General features: G+C 67.2%; 12 protein-coding genes and 2 pseudogenes. 8 read left to right on the top strand and 6 right to left on the bottom strand.

The annotated features are described in order from the left end of the window. Positions 1 to 971: 971 nt before the first annotated feature. Positions 972 to 5,453: a caspase family protein gene (locus tag ACIPEK_RS38545; protein ID WP_402006273.1), complete on the bottom strand. Its 4,482-nt coding sequence runs from the start codon at positions 5,451 to 5,453 to the stop codon at positions 972 to 974. After that, positions 5,453 to 6,403, bottom strand: a complete 951-nt coding sequence (locus ACIPEK_RS38540) for a hypothetical protein (protein WP_402006270.1) — start codon at positions 6,401 to 6,403, stop codon at positions 5,453 to 5,455. The genes ACIPEK_RS38545 and ACIPEK_RS38540 overlap by 1 nt, the downstream gene beginning before the upstream one ends. A gap of 262 nt (positions 6,404 to 6,665) precedes the next feature. On the opposite strand from ACIPEK_RS38540, the gene ACIPEK_RS38535 reads away from it, so the two are divergent. Continuing rightward, positions 6,666 to 6,905 (top strand): hypothetical protein, encoded by a 240-nt coding sequence (locus ACIPEK_RS38535; RefSeq protein WP_402006267.1) that lies wholly within the window; start codon positions 6,666 to 6,668, stop codon positions 6,903 to 6,905. Positions 6,906 to 7,699: 794 nt separating this feature from the next. Then, a complete protein-coding gene (locus ACIPEK_RS38530; protein ID WP_402006264.1) occupies positions 7,700 to 9,364 on the top strand; it encodes a tetratricopeptide repeat protein in 1,665 nt (554 codons plus the stop codon). A 327-nt stretch (positions 9,365 to 9,691) separates the two neighbouring features. On the opposite strand, the pseudogene ACIPEK_RS38525 reads toward ACIPEK_RS38530, so the two are convergent. Then, positions 9,692 to 9,805 (bottom strand): annotated as a pseudogene (locus ACIPEK_RS38525) (IS5/IS1182 family transposase); the annotation flags it as partial. 1,296 nt (positions 9,806 to 11,101) lie between these two features. On the opposite strand from ACIPEK_RS38525, the gene ACIPEK_RS38520 reads away from it, so the two are divergent. Further along, the gene (locus tag ACIPEK_RS38520; protein ID WP_402006261.1) at positions 11,102 to 12,316 is read left to right on the top strand and encodes an RES domain-containing protein; all 1,215 of its coding nucleotides are present in this window, start codon (positions 11,102 to 11,104) and stop codon (positions 12,314 to 12,316) included. After that, positions 12,313 to 12,495, top strand: a complete 183-nt coding sequence (locus tag ACIPEK_RS38515; RefSeq protein WP_402006258.1) for a hypothetical protein — start codon at positions 12,313 to 12,315, stop codon at positions 12,493 to 12,495. The genes ACIPEK_RS38520 and ACIPEK_RS38515 overlap by 4 nt, the downstream gene beginning before the upstream one ends. A 150-nt stretch (positions 12,496 to 12,645) precedes the next feature. Here ACIPEK_RS38515 and ACIPEK_RS38510 read toward each other — a convergent pair. Further along, positions 12,646 to 13,136, bottom strand: a pseudogene (locus tag ACIPEK_RS38510) (methyltransferase); the annotation flags it as partial. A 72-nt stretch (positions 13,137 to 13,208) separates the two neighbouring features. On the opposite strand from ACIPEK_RS38510, the gene ACIPEK_RS38505 reads away from it, so the two are divergent. Next, entirely contained in the window at positions 13,209 to 13,400 is a 192-nt protein-coding gene (locus tag ACIPEK_RS38505; RefSeq protein WP_402006255.1) for a hypothetical protein, read from the top strand. Positions 13,401 to 13,442: 42 nt separating this feature from the next. Here ACIPEK_RS38505 and ACIPEK_RS38500 read toward each other — a convergent pair whose 3' ends face one another. Continuing rightward, a complete protein-coding gene (locus ACIPEK_RS38500; RefSeq protein ID WP_402006252.1) occupies positions 13,443 to 13,616 on the bottom strand; it encodes a hypothetical protein in 174 nt (57 codons plus the stop codon). A gap of 385 nt (positions 13,617 to 14,001) precedes the next feature. Between ACIPEK_RS38500 and ACIPEK_RS38495 the strand changes: the two genes are divergently transcribed. The 3 genes from ACIPEK_RS38495 to ACIPEK_RS38485 all read left to right on the top strand — a co-directional run bounded on the left by ACIPEK_RS38495 (position 14,002) and on the right by ACIPEK_RS38485 (position 15,916). Beyond that, entirely contained in the window at positions 14,002 to 14,442 is a 441-nt protein-coding gene (locus tag ACIPEK_RS38495) for an RNA polymerase sigma factor (RefSeq protein ID WP_402006250.1), read from the top strand. Then, positions 14,442 to 15,419, top strand: coding sequence for a hypothetical protein (locus ACIPEK_RS38490; protein ID WP_402006248.1), 978 nt, complete (start codon positions 14,442 to 14,444; stop codon positions 15,417 to 15,419). The genes ACIPEK_RS38495 and ACIPEK_RS38490 overlap by 1 nt, the downstream gene beginning before the upstream one ends. A 152-nt stretch (positions 15,420 to 15,571) precedes the next feature. Beyond that, positions 15,572 to 15,916, top strand: coding sequence for a DUF2750 domain-containing protein (locus ACIPEK_RS38485; protein WP_402006245.1), 345 nt, complete (start codon positions 15,572 to 15,574; stop codon positions 15,914 to 15,916). On the opposite strand, the gene ACIPEK_RS38480 is transcribed toward ACIPEK_RS38485, so the two are convergent. After that, a protein-coding gene (locus ACIPEK_RS38480; protein WP_402006242.1) for an IS5 family transposase occupies positions 15,913 to 16,742 on the bottom strand; the annotation gives its coding sequence in 2 pieces (ribosomal slippage) (positions 15,913 to 16,413 and positions 16,416 to 16,742; 828 coding nt in all). The genes ACIPEK_RS38485 and ACIPEK_RS38480 overlap by 4 nt on opposite strands. Between the last annotated feature and the right edge of the window lie 20 nt (positions 16,743 to 16,762).

Here is a 16,762-nt window from a genome sequence, read left to right as displayed (position 1 = left end):
ACGTTGTGTTGTGTTTGGGCCTGACGGCCCAACTCCGGCCTGACGGCCGGAAGGTGACGGAACGTCATGCCTGACGGCATGACTGTGGGTTGAGTTGATGTGGAGTTTGCCCCTGACGGGGCAAACGTTGTGTTGTGTTTGGGCCTGACGGCCCAACTCCGGCCTGACGGCCGGAAGGTGACGGAACGTCATGCCTGACGGCATGACTGTGGGTTGAGTCGGCTCCTTTCCCTGGCGGGAAGGTGGGGTGTGTCGGCGCCTGCCGGCGCCACTGATGTCGTACAGGTTTGTTGGGCAGAGGTTTGATTGGGTGTCCTCCCCTGTCGGGGAGGGGCGCTGCCGCTACTGCCGCAGCGGTGTGGGAATTGAGCTATGTGGTTGGTTGCCTGACGGCTTGAAAGGCTAGTAGTACGGCTAACGCGCGAGCGTCACGGTTCCATCGATCGAGTGTCGGCTTGGGTTTCATACCGGGGCTACGCCCCACGGTCGTGGAAACTATCGGTCTCCTGCCTCATCTTGGCGGATTCGTGTGCAGCGCCAGGGATTTGGCTCCAGCCTCCTGCCCTCTCGTTCCTCCTTCGAGCTGCCCTCGGTGACGTGTGGCCGAGGGCACTCTCTTCTTCCTCGAACAGGAGCATCCTCATGTCCCTTGTCCATCCTGAATCGACCGCCCGTGGCTCCTGTCCTCCCGCGCTCGCCGCTACGCGGCGTGCCACCTACGAGGGTCGGCCATCCGCTTCTCCCCGCCTCACCAGCCGGGGCCTCCATGTGGCCCATGAGCTGCCGGGTGTGGGAAGCACTGTGGGGGGCAGTGCTGCGCATCGACGATGGCCAGTGGGTTGTCGGCCTCTCCTCAAACCTGGACGCCGGTGATCACGAGCGGTCGCATGGGGGGTGTGCGGCGCTGGACCGCGCCTGCGCGGTCAACTCTGCTCGGTCACGCTGAGATTCTGAGGGACACAAGCGGACACTCATGAACTCAGTGACCGCCCATGCCACCGTCCTGGCTGCGACGTTGCCGCGCTATCTGCTGAGTCCCTTTCCCTCTTATCGGCGGTGCCGAAGACGTAGACGTCTTTGTACGCGGAAAGAATGAGTCGTCCGTCGGGGGCGAACTCCAGGGCGTTGATCGCAACCTGATCGGGCACGGTGAACATGTCAACGGCGGGGCCAGGGGAAGTCAGCGGCCACACCTTGCCGTCCGTCTCCCAGACCATCACCTGTCCAACGCCATTGCCGGTCGCCAGCAGCAGGCGACCCTTGACGATCCGCCCCGCGAGCGTCTTGATCCCAGGCGCCTGCTCAGCGAGGACAATGTCCGTGAGACCGTCCCAGGCTCTGACGGTGCTGTCGTCGCATGCAATCAGGGCGACGGAACGCTCGCCGAGGCGGACGCAGGCCACTGCAGTCGCCGTCCAAGTGCCGCGCAAGATCCTGCCGGGGTCGTTCGTACCGAGACGCCACAGTCCTACGGTTCCGTCCGATCGGGCGGCGGCGACGTCCAGAGGGCCCCCTTGGGGCGCGCAGGCCAAGGCCGTCACCCGCCCTGCGGCTCTGGTCAGGTCGTGCAGCGAGGTGCCACTGATCATGTCCCATACCTGGAGGCAGTGCGCGTAGTCCACCGTCACCGCGACGGGACGGCCTTTGTGGTGACCGACCGCAACCGCCATGCCCCAGCGAGGTCGCTGCCGGTCCATTGTGGTGCCGCTCGTCAGGTCCCACACTTCTGCCGGCCGGTTAGCGGCCAAGGTCAGAGCGAGGGTACGACCGTCGACCGTAGCGGAGACGACTCCTGTGAACCCTGAGACCTCATCAGTAATGGGGGGCAGGGCGGGAGCCCCAGTGTCCATCCGCCAGATCCGTATGGTCGTGTCGCTGCCTGCTGTCACCACCACCGGCTGGTCCCGGTGACTTGCGCAGGCAGCGGCGACGATGGCCCGGCTGTGGCCATCGTTCGACGTCCCGGGCGGCGGGGTGAGGTCGCACACCTGCACGGATCCGTCGGACGTGCCAAGGACGGCAGTGGCGGCGCCGTCGCCGGAGACGTACGTGTGCAGTGAGGTGAACGACCGCTGCAGATGGGGAAGGCTCGAAGTCGTGGCGTCGGTCGGTTGCCGGGGCGCTGATGAGGCGACGAGACGGCGGCTCTCCAGATCGAGCATGTGCACTGAGCCGTCCACGCAGGCCAGGGCGGCGGTGGGTCGACCGCCCGGCGTGGTACAGGAGACGGCGGTCGCTGGGGACGGCAGGGCGAGCGCGCCCACTTCACGTGGCGCACGCAGACGTCGCAGAGACCAGATGCGAACAGCCTTTCGGTCAGCGGTGACGGCAACTGGAACCCCGTGCATGACAGCACAGCCGACTGCGTCCAGTGGCGGAAGGCGCGGATCGGCCGGGGAGGCCACGGTCTTCCCACGAGCCACGTCCCAGATGTGCAGGGAGCCGTGGTGGCCGCCGGCGACGATCACTTCCCGGCCCCGTCGCCCGACCTCGTTGGGTGCGTTAGGGTCCGCGTCCACGGTGACCGTCGCCAGGCCGCCGGGGCAGCCGTCCGGCAGGAGTAGCCGGTGCGGCAGTGGGGTCGCGTCTGCGAGATCCCACGCCTGCTGGGCGCCGTCCTGGGTGGCACTCACCGCGATCCTGCGGCCCCCCAGGTCGAGCGTGACGAGGTGTGTCACCGGCGAGGAATCTGCGGGGGCAGGATGGCCAGCTTCCCTTGTGCGTCCGGTGGTGAGGTCGTGGACGTGCACGGCACCGGTAGCGGTGCCAGTTATAAGGAGGTCGTGACCAGCGGAGGTAGTAGTGGTCAGCGAGGTGAAGGCTGTACTGCAGGCGGGGGCGGGCAGGTCGACCGGGCGCCCGGTCGCCATGGCCCAGGCACGGAGCTTTCCGCCATCGGTTGCAGCGACAATGTCTCGTCCCTCGACGCTGATGCGGCTGGCCGCGGTAATCGGTCCCAGGCCGTCAGCGAGACGTTGCACGGAGAGGGTGGAACGGGAGCTGCCAGCCGCTGCCCACAAGGGACGCCACCGGCCGGCCCGGCCCCCGATGTTCAGCTGGTCGAGCAGCGCGGTGTGCCGGTGCCGGGCGGCATCGCAGGCGAGGATGTGACGGCGGTCTTCCGGGCTCATCCGCTGGTGCAGGTCCAGATGGTCACGGTAGACGGCGGCGGACGACCGAGCTTCCTCCGTGCGCAGCCCGTGCAGCAGGGGGGCCAGCCCCGAGGGGTATGCATGGATCAGGAACTCGCCGTCTGTGACCAGTTCGTCGAGGCGTCCGGCTGCGGCGGCCTTGGCGGGCAGGTGACGCAGGACGTATGCGTCGGCCTCACGCCACGACAGGGCTCCGTCGGTCGCACGCGGGACCGTGCCCCGAAGCCGCCGGTACCAGCGGTCCTCGGCGTCCCGAGGTGCGTCGTGGCGGCGCAGGTCGTCGGCGAGTGCCTGGTGGTAGAGCCGGTAAACCGAGCGCCCGTCCTCGTCGAGGGTTTCGACGAGGTAGGGCCCGACGGCGTCGTTGCGCAGGAGGTCGAGGAGCCGCTCGGCGGTAGGTCCGGTCTGGTGCGGGTGGGGTGCCGCGAGAGCTGCCCAGATGTGTGGGAGGGGCATGCCCTGACCTTCGGCATACGCCAGAGGCAGCAGCAGCGACCTGACCTCCGCCGCCTCCGAGAAGGTGAGCTGCTGTGTGAGGGCCCAGCGGAAGGCACGGCCGATCGCGGTCGCGGGGCTGTCTGATGGATCGAGTGCGGGGAGGATGAGCGGCGAAGCGCTGTGGCCGATCGCGGCATTGGCCGTGGCACGGGCAACGAGACGAGCCACCAGATAGAGGGGATGAGCGGCTAGGGCGATCTCGCCGGCGGCGTGGGCGACGAAGGAGTCGGGCAGGTTCCTGCCGCTGTTGGGGCCGAGCGGCGCTCGCAGCAGGTGCTCGGAGTAGGTTACGAGGTCTTCGATATCGGTCCAGGTAGGTTCCGCGAGGTCCATGATTCGCACCTGCGGTGTCCTCCGCGCGATGGCGCTCACATTATGAGGCCTGGTGCCGATCAGGAGGCGCAGCCGGGGGAATGCGTCCGCCAGGTCGGCGAGGAAGCGGGCGATGCGGCGCTCTTCGTTGTGGGCGACGCCTGACTCGTCGAGCGCGTCGATGACGAAGGTGGCGAAGGAGCCCAGAGAGGCGAGACGTTCCCGTAGGCCGGGCACGGTCGGCTCCGGGGCTCCGACCGCGGCGGCGAGGGCGGCAACGATCTGGTCCAGGGTCAGGGCCCGCGCATGCAGGGCGACCGTGATGGCTCCGGTCGGTGGTTGCGTACCCGGTGCGACGGTGTCGGCGGGGATAGTGTCACGTGTGCCCTCGTCGGACAGAGCGACGAGTCGGCCAAGAACTGCTGACTTGCCTACGCCGGGCGGGCCGGTCACGACGAAGACGCGGGCGTCGTGGTCGTTCTGGCCCCGAAGCCAGCCGGCGAGCCGGCGCAGGGCGCGGGCTCGGCCTGTGAAGTAGTGGCCAATCTCCCTGGCCGTCTGCCGGCCAGTGCCCCGCGGGGAGAAATGCTCGCTCAGGTCGACGTAGCGGCGGCGCTGTTCAGCGATCTCGAAGGCGGAGGCGGCGCCTAGGCTGCGTACGAAGTGGCGCTGTTCGGCGACATCGAGATCGCGTCCGGCCAGGCGTAGTTCGGGTACGTAGTAGGGGTTGGGGAAGAACCCGGTCGCCGGGTCGCCTTGGATGGTGTCGTCGAACAGCTGCGCCCAGTCCGCCTTCTGGTCGACGTCGCGCCGCCGGAACTCAGCGTTGAGCGCGGCAACGAGTTCGGGTAGCGAGATGTGGCTGGCGTGATGGCCGAGCCGGGCCTCGTCAGTGAGGACGTGGGCGAGTGCAGCGCTGAACGCGCCGTCGTGTGCCTCCTCGGTGATCCGGGCGGCGCTGAGTACCCCGAAGGACTTCAGGAAGCGATGGTCTGCGCCTGGTGCGTGGGCGAGCGTGAGCTTGGCTCGTACAGCCTGGTCCATGGCGTCCACCGCGCCGCGGCCGGCATAGCAAGCGTCGAGGACGAGCAGCAAGCGTTGGACGCCCTTGAGGGCTGGGAGTTCCACGAGTTGGTGGGCGGCTAGCCCGCTGAGGCGGACCTCGGCCGGCCCCGGCTCGGAGTCGGAGCACATCAGGTAGTGGGCCGCGCCCTCCTCCTGGCCGTGGCCGCTGTAGTAGATGAGAAGCGTGTCGCCGTCCTGGAAGTCGTTGGTGAGCCAGCGCAGCAAAGGCCGCAGGACGTCGTCGGGGGCAGGGGGGTCCAGCTTTCCGTCGGGGAAGACGGGCACCGGTTCGTATCCGACGCCGGTGAGGGATCCGAGGATGCTCGGCAGGTCCTCGGCAACGCCGGGCAACGCGGGGAGTTCCTCGTGCGTGTAGTGCGCGGCGCCGAAGGCCAGCGCGTACCGTCTCGGCGTCGCCTCTCCCATTAGCCCGCCGCGAGCCCCTCGCCGATCGCCGCTCCGGACTCCCTGGCGGTCAGATGGCGCAGCAGGTCGTGGACCTTCCAGCCGTTGTCGACAGGCACGTCCCGAAGCGCGGGACGGCTGGCGCCGACGGCGGCCTCGGTAATCTGGCCCGCCGCGGTCGCGTGGCCGGTGGGGAGAGGGCTCGGGTGGCGAGGACTGAACAGGTCGGCCAGCTCCTTCACCGACGCAACCACATCGTGCCGGTCGGCGAGATTGGTCCAGCGTTCCAGGCCACCCGGCCACTGCCCGCGCCCTGCGGCCGGAGCCGGGCGCAGCCGGTCGAAAACGAGCGAGGGCATGCCGAGCGGAGAGCCCATAGTCACCAAGGTGCGGACAGGCCACTCAGGGTGCGTGCACAGGGTTTCGTACGCGATGACGGAGCCGAGCGAGTGGCCGACGAGCACGGTCGTGTCGGGGCCGATGCGGGCACCGACGGCCTCGGCGGCACGGGCCCGCACAGCGTCCTCGGTGAAGTAGCGGCGCACCTGCCGCAGGACACCCAGCAGGAACCGCTCAGCCACCGGCCCGGGCAGGAACGGCGAACGCAGCAGGGCGTTCATGGCGCGCTGGAGCGTGCGCGGGGTGGGGGCCTTCGTCGGGTCGGAATCCGCTTTCGTGGGGTCCGGTGCGGCAGCCGCCGCCCAGGCTTCGAGAAGGGCCTGCTCGTACGGGTCGGCGAGGTCGGCGGCGCTACGCGGCGCGGGCTGCGCGCCTTTGGTGCCGGGGGCGCGGAAGACGTCTCCGTAGAAAGCGACGTCGATGTCGTCCGGCGCCGGGGCGGGGCCACCGACGTCCCCGGCAGCAACGGCGATCTCTACTCCGTCGGCAAGTGCGGCGGCGATGGGATCCCGCAAAGACCGTCGCCCCAGGTACTCCTGCCCGACTCCGTGCACCACCACGACACGCGCCATGCTGCCCCCTCGATCATCTTTGGTCGATGACACCATGATCCCCCAAGCGCGTTGCGGGGAACGCCTTTTGAGCCATCGCGTAGATCGTGCTGACTGAACCGGTCCCGCAGTTGCGGTGTAGGCCTACTGCCGGAACTGGCTCTACGGAGGATGGCTCCTGCTGCACGGGATTGTCGCCCGGCTTCCAGCCCGATGACATGCCCGTGTCCCTCACTGGGGCCTGGGATGCTTGCCGGTGTCGGCTCATACAGTCACTACAACGTTGAAGGACCCAAACGTAGCTAAAGAGCGTGACCGAGGCGGTCGCCTCCTTCTCGCTCAACTGCACCATCGCCCGGATTATCGACCCGTCGGGAAGCCTGCCACCGGCCGTATCAAGTCCGGCTTCCTGAGCCACGACAAGGTCGGTTCGGCGATGACCCGCGCTGACATTGCTGCCTTCCTCGTCTCCCAGCTCACCGACACCCGCTACAGCCGGGTCATGCCCGCCATCAGCCACTGACCCCTCGGTCGCCCACCTCGGCCTGTCCGTCGGTGCAGCCACTGATGGAGAGCTCTTTCGCCTGGCAGGCGTGGAGAAGTACGTCCGGGAGGTTACCTCTGGTGAGTTCACCGTCTGCTGCAGTGTGCATAGGCCGAAGCCGTTCGGTGGTGCGGACGAGTAACGCGGCGAGCGCTGGCCGCTCTGCCGCATGCCGTCGCTTTGGTCGTGTGGTGGTGGGCCGCTGCGGCCCCGCGGAGCTGGATCCTCATTTTGGTCGTGTATTGGCGGTCCCCTCGACAGAGTCAACGCGTTGGTGAGAATGGAAGGCCACGTCACGCAATGGGGGCAGCGTGTCAGCGTATCTTCGGCTCGACGGCAGTTGGACTCGGGGCTGGTTGAGGTACCTGACAGCTGTGGGGGTCGGTGGCTCCGCCGTGGCTCTCGCAGCCACGTGGACGTCCGGTCCGCTGGCCACTGGCATCGGTGCGGCCGTCACGACCGTCTACACCCTTGTTACCGACCGCATGCGGCCGCAGCTTACCGACCCGAACAGTGCCGCACTCTTTCGGAATGCGTCGGGCAGCATTCCCAGGGTTGACCAGTTGGACCGTCCTGAACTGGCTGGTGTTCACCCCGCGGACGGACACCGTGATCACCGGTTGGCGCCGCCCTACGTGGAACGCGATGTCGAGCCCCTGCTGCGGCAGGCATTGGAGGAGGACGGTTTCGTACTCATCGTCGGTGAATCGACTGCTGGCAAGACCCGTCTGGCGTATGAGGTTGCGCGGTCCCGTTTTCCTCGCCATGCGTTCGTGCGTCCCATAGCAAGGACAGCACTCCCCCATGCCATTGAGGTTGCCCGGCACCGCCGCCGCGCTGTGCTGTGGCTGGACGATCTCGAGAACTATCTGGGTGCCGACGGGGTGACCGCGTCCGCGCTGGCCGAGCTACTTCAGGGCCGGCCCGGCCGTGTCGTGGTACTGGCGACGATGCGGTCGGAGGAATTCCGCCGCTACGACGCCCGGGAGGAGAGCAGGCTGACAGGGTCGGACCGGGACGCCTGGCGGGTTCAGCGGGAGGTGCTGCACATAGCGGTGAAGATCCGTCTGGAACGCCACTGGTCCATGGCAGAACAGCAGCGTGCTGCCGCACACCGGGGGGATCCGCGGATACGGCTGGCCCTGGACAGCTGCGACCGGTTCGGACTCGCAGAAGTGGTCGCAGCAGGGCCGGAGTTGTTGGCCGCGTGGGAGAACGCCTGGGCACCGGGAGCCAATCCGCGGGGCGCGGCCATTGTCGCGGCAGCCGTCGACTGCCGCCGGTCGGGACTACGGCGGCCGGCGAGCAGGCAGTGGCTCCAAGACCTCCATCTGCCCTATCTCGCTGAGCGTGGCGGGCCGGACCTGCAGCCCGAGCCTTTTGCCGAGGCGATGCAGTGGGCGTGCAAGGCCGCCTACGCCACGAGCGGACTCCTGATCGGGAACTACAGTCAGGGCTATGTCGCCTTCGACTACCTGCTGAACACCCCGAGACTGCCTCCGGTGCCGGACCATCTGTGGGAGGCGCTTCTGTCCCGTGTCGAGCCCGCTGATGCCTACGACATGGGGCTTCTCGCCCATCAGGCAAGTCAGCTGTCGCGGGCGACCACGGCACTCGAACGGGCCCGCGCAGGGGGCGTCTCGGGAGCGGATTTCTTGCTGGCAATAGCGGTCGGCGACCGCGGCCGGCCGCGCCAGGCGGTCAGGGAACTCGAAAGCATCGTTCGGCGCAGACAGGCCGAACTCGGCCCGCATCACCCCGATACGCTGGCTTCCTTCCACCAATGGGCGTTCTTCACAGGCGAAGCCGGCAATGCGCAGGCAGCCTCCACTGCATTTGGTGAACTGGTCATCGAGACCACCGCGGCCCTGGGCCCCGAACACGCCGACACGCTCGCCGCTCGGCACCAGCAGGCCTACTTCACCGGGGAAGCAGGCGACACCCATTCGGCCGTCCAGCAGCTGAGCGTCCTCCTGGAGGACCGGTTACGGCTGGAAGGGCCCGGCCACCCGCAAGTCCTCGCTGTCCGGCGGAGCCTTATCTGGTTCTCCGGCCTGAACGGCAATCTCGCAGATGCCGAACGGCAGCTGCAGCAGCTCCTAGCGGACGCCCAGCAAACCCTGGGGCCGGACGACCCTCACATACTCGCCATCCGCAGTACCCAGGCGAGCTTCGCCGCCCGGGCCGGCCGGACCCTCGAAGCGACCGCAGTGTTCACAGAGCTGGTGGTCGAACGAAGCCGCGTCCTCGGACACGACCACCCTCATACCATTCACACCCGCCTGCAACGAGCCCAGGGCCTGGTGACAGCGGGCCGCAGCGAGCAGGCAAGACAAGAGCTGACGCAGATCGTCGACGACGCGCAGCCTGTCCTCGAGCCCAGCCACCGACACCTCGTCCTCGCGCGCAGCATGCTCAACCAGCTGCAGCCGCAATGACGGACGGCAGTCCACGCGGACTCGCCAGATCTGGGGCTGGTGACTCACTGTACTTGCGGCCCTGCCCGCCTCATTCCCATGCCTGCAGTGAGGCGGACGGAAACCGTTGGGCCGGGGACAACAGCGGTTTCTCCGTGCTGATGGTCCTGGCCGTATAGCGCTGTTCTGACTGTGCCGCGTCGTCCTCAGGCTGCTGGAAGCCGCGGTGATGCGGTAAGGGGGTGGAGTGGAGCCCGGACCTTGGGTGGCGTGGCGTGGTGGTCTGCGGCCTGGACGCGGCCGGGTGCACGGGAGCACGGCTCTGCTAGGCCCTGTCCTGAGTTGTGATCAAGGTGTGGGGCGGAGACTGCGTATCCAGATCACCGCCCCGCGCAGGTGTAGGCCGGCGAGGTAGCTCTCGGGTGTCTTGTCGTAGCGGGTCGCGAGGCCGCGCCACGCCTGACGTTGATCGAAGCGCCGTCGTCCATACCCATCCGTTCCTGGTCACCGTGGGAGGAGCGTAGTGCCGGCCACTGACACTGAGGCGGTGGCCTTGGTAAGAAGGCGGGTATTCGGCGGGTCCTCAGCGGCTGGTGCCCGATGACTTCTGCGATGTGGTTCTCACGCGCTGTCCCGAGATGTCAACGCACGATGCGGAACGCCTGCGGGCGAAGGTAGACGAAGCGCTCGAGGGGCACCCCACGGAAGAGTGGACGGTGAGGTTCGCCGACGCGATCATCGACCACCAGTGCGAACCGTTCGCGAAGCCGTTCTTCGACCGGTCCGTCGCGCGCGGGCTGCGCGGGCTGCTCGCGGGTAGCGTCTGGGCGCGGAGGAAACTGCATCCCCGGGCCTCACCTGTGGCACATGGGGAAGATCGTTCGACTGAAGTCCCATGGAGTCCTCCGCCGAGAGCGACCGGCTTCCGCTTCAAGCTCTTTCACGGCCCCGGCCGGCCGGGGCCACTCCTGCTCCAGCACCGTCACCGTCACCGTCACCGAACTAGCGAAAGCCTCCCGTTCGGTTGGGCCCTATGACGACGAGTGTGTCGCTTGCAAGGAATCTATGGACAGGGCGCAGTAGCGCCTTTGAATCTCAGACGTCGGGGCGCAGTGGTGCCTTCGATTGTCTGTCCTGGGTGCTTCGCGCCGGCCTGGCCGACCCGAGCATGTCTGCAGAGGCGCGAGTGGTGGACGTCCATACGGCAGGAGCCACGCTGTGAACCACCCGCAGGCGACCATCGCGAGGCTTTCAGTCCTGGGCCGGCCGGACCGCGCCCCGAGCGGCGAGGGCGCTCGGAGGGCGGGAAGGGTCGGTCGTGCGACTTCCAAGAAATTCATTTGAACCATCCGAGGGCGCGGCGCCTTACCGGAGTGAAGGCAGTCAACAGACACTCCTGGAGCGGACATGGTCTTTGAAGGAATCCAAACAGCGCTGTCGGTCGCGGGCGGCACTCTGAGGGGGCGTACGGGCGGGCTGTGGCACACGATCACGGCTTGGCTTGGGGGGAGAAACGCCGCGAAGTTCGAACGTGAGCGGCGTACGACGCTGCTCACGGTTCCAACGGCTCTTCAGCAGGGCGGCAGGATCTATGATCAGCGGGCTGACGGCAGTGTTCTGGAGATCAGTGTTCCTGCCCCAGGGCATTCGGCTGGTGTCATCATGGGTGGGCTGGCCCGGGAGCGCCTCACCGCTGCGCCTCTGGCTCCTCCCGGTGTCCGGCAGGCCATCGGCCGTGGCACCGAGGAGCAGTGATTCATGTCTGTCTTTCCCCCTCCGCCACGGCATCTGGGCGGGCAGGCTCTGCAAGTTCCCGCGGGCACTCCGCTCCACAGGGTCCACCACGAAAGGCGCGCTTCGACCGCCTTCAATCCTCTGCTCGCGAGTCCCTTCTCGGGCGGGCGTTTCGACGCGACCCCTGAGGACCCCTACCCCTTCCTCTATGCAGCGTTCGCCCCTGCGGTGGCTCTCGCAGAGGCAGTGGTGCGCACCCTTCCCTTCAGCGAGAGTGGTGCACGCATAATCCCCCTGGCAGCAATTCACGGACGCCGCCTGTCCCAGTTGCGGACCACTGAGCCACTGGCTCTCCTTGACCTGACCAATGCCTTCGCTCTCGCGAGCGTGGGGGCGTCAAGTGAGCTCGTCATGTCCGACGGAGGTGCTCCCTCGCGGGCCTGGGCTGCGTTGCTTCGCCGGGACAACCCCTGGGCACAGGGGTTCGTGTGGCCTTCTCGATACGGTCACCCGGAGAACCTGGTTGTCCTGTTCGAGGACCGCTGCTCTTCCGGCCTCCTGGCCGAGGCCGAGTCCTCACCGCTCACGCCGTCGCTCACCAACAGCCTCCTGGAATCGTTCCGCTGTGCCGTCGGCATCCCGGATACACAAGAACCCCTCAGCGTGGCTCCGGAGAAGCCCCGCGACGTGGCCCCGGAAGTCGACGAGCCGCCGCCCCCGCATGCGGAAGTGGGAGATGATTTCGCCCTCTTCTTCAAGACGCACTTTCCATCCGTCTGCCGCATCCTCAACGCACGAGCAAATGACTGGGAGCTGGCGCAGGACGCTGCCAGCCATGCCTTCGAGATGGCCCTCCGCAGCTGGCCAGATCTCTGTGAACACCCCAATCCGGTGGGCTGGGTAGTTCTCACCGGTCGGCGCGTCGTCATCAAGGCACAGCGGATCCAGGCCAAGCGCTCGGCAGGGCCTCTGGGGCCTGCTGCCCTGGATGTGCCATGCGAGGACCTGAACCCGGCGACCGCGACGGTGGAGAAGGTGGCCGTCCACGCCGCCATAGGGAACCTGACCAGGGACAAGCGCGAGTGCTTCGTCATGCACTACGTCCTTCAGCACTCCGTGGCGTACATCGCAGATGTCTTGCAGATCCCACCCGGAACAGTGAAGAGCCGACTCAGTGCCGCACGTAGGGATCTTAAGGACGCGCTCGGTCACGATTTTCGCGAGGGAGGCACACGATGAGGCCCAACGCCGGAGCCCACATCGACGCATACGACTTCGACCGGGACATCTCAGAAGAGGATGTGCTCGTCCATCTCGCCAATCTCAGCCGTCGTGCCGCTACGCGTACGCCGATCCTCGACGATGACGACTACGAAGCAGCCATCGACGAAGCGGCCCACGAGATCGCCGGAGGCTAGCCCGGCGCTGGGAATACAGATCAGGCCTCCGTTGGCAGGTCGGCCCGCGGAGGCCTGGCGCCATGCCGTCCTTCTCGTCATCGCCCAGCCTCGGAATCGGGCTTGGCGGGATCTCCCGCGACCGTCCCGAAGCCGCATGATGCTATGGATTTACTGCCTGGCAGGCTCGATGACCTCGTGCGGATCGCGGAGCCAGACCTGCTGTCCCTGAACGGTCACGGTCAGCCCGAACTGTTCGGCATCCGGGTGCCCGAGTGCCGCGTACTCCAGCCAAGCCTGCTCGATCTCCTCCCACAAGAACCCTGGGCCGTACTGCCAGACGTCTTCCCCGGTGGATGCGGTGGCGGCGGCGCCGTCCTCGCGGCTCGCCCATACCTGTACACCGGCAGAGGTGTCCGTGTGTGTAAGGCGCATGCCGGGCAGTCGGCCCCGGCGTAGAGCGCGAACCCGAGGGAGAGACTCTGTGCCGGGTCCAGCCCTGCGCTGCGAGTGGTGTCTGCCGCCGGGTCGACCTGGTGGGGGCCGACTGTGCGGTGCGAGCGCATCGGCATGTACGAGGCGCCGCCGCGGAAGGTGCCGGCCGCGGTGCCGTCGTCCCGGACGTGGAGCTCGACCAGAGCGCCGGACCAGAAGTCCCGGGCCGGATCATGCCGAAGTCCAGCGATCCAGGGGCGGCACCGAGGTGCTCGTGCAGTCGTGTCCAGGAGCGGGCCATGCCCGGCAGCCTAGAGGCCGGCACCGACAGCACCGGTCGAGCGCAGAGGCCCGGGCTCCACTGGTACAACCAGCCGCTGGCACTCGGTAGCCTGCGGCACCGAGCCGCACTTGCTGAGACACCGGGCACCACCGACCTCGCAGTCGAAAGCGTCATCGCCACAGCCTGGGGCGTGGCTGGGCTGCGTTGAGCATCGTTCTCGGTACAGGTTGGTGTGGCCGGGGAGACGTGCTCATCGGGTGATGATCAGCCCGATGGCCATGCCCATCAGTGTCACGCCCCCCAGGGCGACGACCAACGGCTCGGCCCATGCCGGGTGGTGGTGCACGAGGTAGGCGAGGCCGACGAAGACAATGAGGCCGACCAGCACGAGCAGCAGGACAACGAGAAGCGTGAGCGTGGACACGAGGTGCTCTCCAACGGGTCAGGACCGTGCGGCCCACGCCCGGGATGATCCTGGGCGGTGTCGGCTGGTGCCGGTGTGGGCCGTTGCCCCAGACAGACGACGAAGCCCACCGTCTCGTTACACTCCGGCCCTCTTGAACTGGGCGGCCGTAGATCGTCTCGGGCTCCGCTCAAACTTCGTCACCCGGCGGTGTAACAACCGGGGACCGTGGCGCGTCCACTCCGTATGAGCGGGTCCGAGCGGGCTCCTCCTGCGTGCCCTTCGCGCAGCCGGACCGAGCAACAGATGACGGAGCCAGGGAGCTGTGAGCAATGGAGCGCCAGGGAGGCCCGATGAGTTCGCCGCTTTTTTTCGAGCTTCCTACAACAGGACCCTGCGCCGTCTGATGAGGAAGACAGGCGTTTCGCGGCCGGACGCCGAAGATGTTCTGTCCGTCGCCTACACGGAGACATCCCAGAAGTGGGACGAGATCGAGGATCCGGAGGGCTTCCTCTGGGACCGGGTCTGCAAGCGGTTCCTTGACCACCTACGCCGGGAGAAGAAGCGCGCTCAGGAACTCCTTTGCGACCCTTCAGAGCAGATGGCACATTTGCCGGCCCCGGCACGCGGAGAGCCGGAGAGCGGCGTAGGGCTCGCCCGGATGACCGAACTGATCGCCCAATTGTCGCCGGATGACCAGAAAGTCATCGTCATGGACGCGTGTGGAGAAAGTAGCCAGGACCAGGCCGTCGCGCTCCGTACGTCCCCGGGAGCGGTGCGGGTCCGGCTCAGCCGTGCGAAGAGGAAGCTGGACATCCTGGTGAAGAAGGACGCGGAGGAGCAGTGATGGGCGAGACCTTCATCAACTTCAGGGGCGACGATCAGCCTGGCGGCGTCGGCTACGGAAAAACAGTTGAGTCTGGCTTCCTCCTGTGGCAGCGCCTTCAGTCGGCAGACGACGGTGAAGCGTTTGCCGCGGCCGACGAGCTCGTCACGGACGACGAGCTGGAAGAGCGCCTCGCAGCGCTGGAAGAGGTGACGGTTCCGCCGCTTCCGGACGATATCGAGGGCCTGAGCGACAGCAGCCGGTTCCTGCGTGACGGCAACAACCGGGCCTCTGCCCGTGAGGGTCTGGACCCGGCCGACGTACGGCCCGCGGGTACTGGGATCCGACAGGGATACTTCGCAGCTCTCCCCCGCGAGTTCGCCCAGTTCCACGAGCGGCGGCAGGATTCGTGGGCCTGGTACGCCGAACTGGACCTGCGTGACCCCCACGCCGCGGTACGGGCGGCATTGAGTTCAGCCCAGGAGTTCATCGCCGGCACATCGTACGACGAGTTGCAGTGCCCGAAGGTCCGAACGGCTGCCCGCAGCGCCGGGCGGGCATCGAGTGATCACTCCTTCTGGGTAGTGCCCTGGCGGCAGGAAGAAGGACTACGCAGAAAGAACCGTGCCAAAAAGTGGCGCGAAGTCCCACAGTCGTGCAGTGCCTGGACGGAGCAGCGACCGTACCTCTTCGTGATCTTCGTTAGTCAACTCGCGGGATCAGAACCGGGTGAGACGGGGCCGGTGACGTCGTGGCTGGACTGCTCGGGTCCGTCGATGCGGGAAGTGCCCGCACCTGACGCCATCCGAGGGCACGGGGCGATCGTCGTGAGTTCGGGCTGCAATGTGGAGCGCGACCAAAGTATGGCTATCCGCATTGCAGCCATACAATTGCCTGCAAATCTGTACCCCGTAACTGCTCACAGCGAGGAGCTTCGTCGATCCTGGGAAGAAATGTGGCGTCCCGGGATACTGCAATTCGTGGAGCAGCTTGATTAGTCAAAGCTGAGGAAGCTTCACCGTGCCTGGCAGGCGCGGCTCCTTGCCATATGTTCGGCGACACAGTGCGAGCGAGCAACGAGGAGTGGCTGGGGCCGCCGGGTAAGAACATCTAACGAAATGAGTGGCGGGGAACGTTAGGCTCGGTGGTCATGAGTCAAAGTGGTTCGCAAGCGGCAGCATTCTTCCGAGACGTCCGCCAGAGCCGAGTGGTCTGGCTTGTCCGGGACGACGACGGAAGCCCAACTTCCCTCTCCGCGGACGGCACGCGAAGTCTTCCCTTCTGGTCGACCTCGCCCCGCGCCCAGAGGGCAGCGAAGATCTGGGGGCGTGGGCTCCGCATTGAGTCCATGCCCTTGGACACCTGGTGCGCTCGTGTACTGCCCGATGCCGCCCGAGATGGACTCGTGATCGGCATCAACTGGAGCGGGCCGCGCCTGGTCGGCTGGAGCTTCACCCCCAAGGAAGTTCTTAACCGGCTAGCGGCGGCTAACTAGCCCACGGTATCGGTCCGCAGAGCGCGCAGTCGACGCCAGCAGATGAGTGCGCATCCGAGGGTGAGGAAGGCTTCGTGGATGTCGTCGCGGATCTCCCAGCGGATCCGCAGTCGGCGGAACCAGTGCAGGTGGGCGAACGCGCGCTCTACAACCCAGCGTTGCTTGCCCAGGCCGGTGCCGTGCTCGATGCCGCGGCGGGCGATTAGCGGCTTCACGCCGAGGCCCCAGACGAGACGGCGGCACTTGTCATGGTCGTAGCCGCGATCACCCAGCACCACGTCGGGGCGGCAACGGGGCCGGCCCCGCTTGCCCCGTACGGGCGGCACGGCCTGGAGCAGTGGGATCAGCTGGGTGACGTCGTTGCGGTTGCCGCCGGTCAAGGTGGCGGCGAGCGGGATGCCGGTGGCATCGGTGATCAGATGGTGCTTGCTGCCCGCTCTGCCCCGGTCAACAGGGCTTCGTCCGGTCTTGTGGCCCCTTTTAACGCCCGGATATGGGAGCCGTCGACCGCCGCCCGGGAGAAGTCCAGGGCGTTCGCCCTGCGGAGCCTGACGAGGAGGGCCTCGTGCAGCCGGGGCCACACACCGGCCTCGGTCCACTCGGCCAGCCGCCGCCAACAGGTCATGCCCGAGCCGAAGCCGAGCTCCTGCGGCAGATGTTCCCAGGCGATCCCGGTGTGCAGCACGAACAGGATGCCCTGGAACACAAGCCGGTCCGGATGCCGCTTGCGCCCCGGGTGCCGGGTCCGACGCTCGACCTTGGGCAACAGCGGCTCGATCACCGCCCACAACTCGTCATCGACCTCCCACGGCTTCGGCCGAGCCACCCCACACCCCCGGATCACCA

The organism is Streptomyces sp. NPDC088246, assembly GCF_044741025.1.
In the GTDB taxonomy this organism is placed as follows: domain Bacteria; phylum Actinomycetota; class Actinomycetes; order Streptomycetales; family Streptomycetaceae; genus Streptomyces.
Note: the sequence above shows the minus strand (reverse complement) of the source record. Positions and strands in the feature narration are given on the sequence as shown.

Coding starts and splice junctions, on each gene's coding strand:
- ACIPEK_RS38495 (WP_402006250.1), top strand. CDS start 14,002: ATGAGGAAGACAGGCGTTTCGCGGCCGGACGCCGAAGATGTTCTGTCC.
- ACIPEK_RS38545 (WP_402006273.1), bottom strand. CDS start 5,453: ATGGGAGAGGCGACGCCGAGACGGTACGCGCTGGCCTTCGGCGCCGCG.
- ACIPEK_RS38505 (WP_402006255.1), top strand. CDS start 13,209: ATGCCCGGCAGCCTAGAGGCCGGCACCGACAGCACCGGTCGAGCGCAG.
- ACIPEK_RS38540 (WP_402006270.1), bottom strand. CDS start 6,403: ATGGCGCGTGTCGTGGTGGTGCACGGAGTCGGGCAGGAGTACCTGGGG.
- ACIPEK_RS38515 (WP_402006258.1), top strand. CDS start 12,313: ATGAGGCCCAACGCCGGAGCCCACATCGACGCATACGACTTCGACCGG.
- ACIPEK_RS38490 (WP_402006248.1), top strand. CDS start 14,442: ATGGGCGAGACCTTCATCAACTTCAGGGGCGACGATCAGCCTGGCGGC.
- ACIPEK_RS38485 (WP_402006245.1), top strand. CDS start 15,572: ATGAGTCAAAGTGGTTCGCAAGCGGCAGCATTCTTCCGAGACGTCCGC.
- ACIPEK_RS38520 (WP_402006261.1), top strand. CDS start 11,102: ATGTCTGTCTTTCCCCCTCCGCCACGGCATCTGGGCGGGCAGGCTCTG.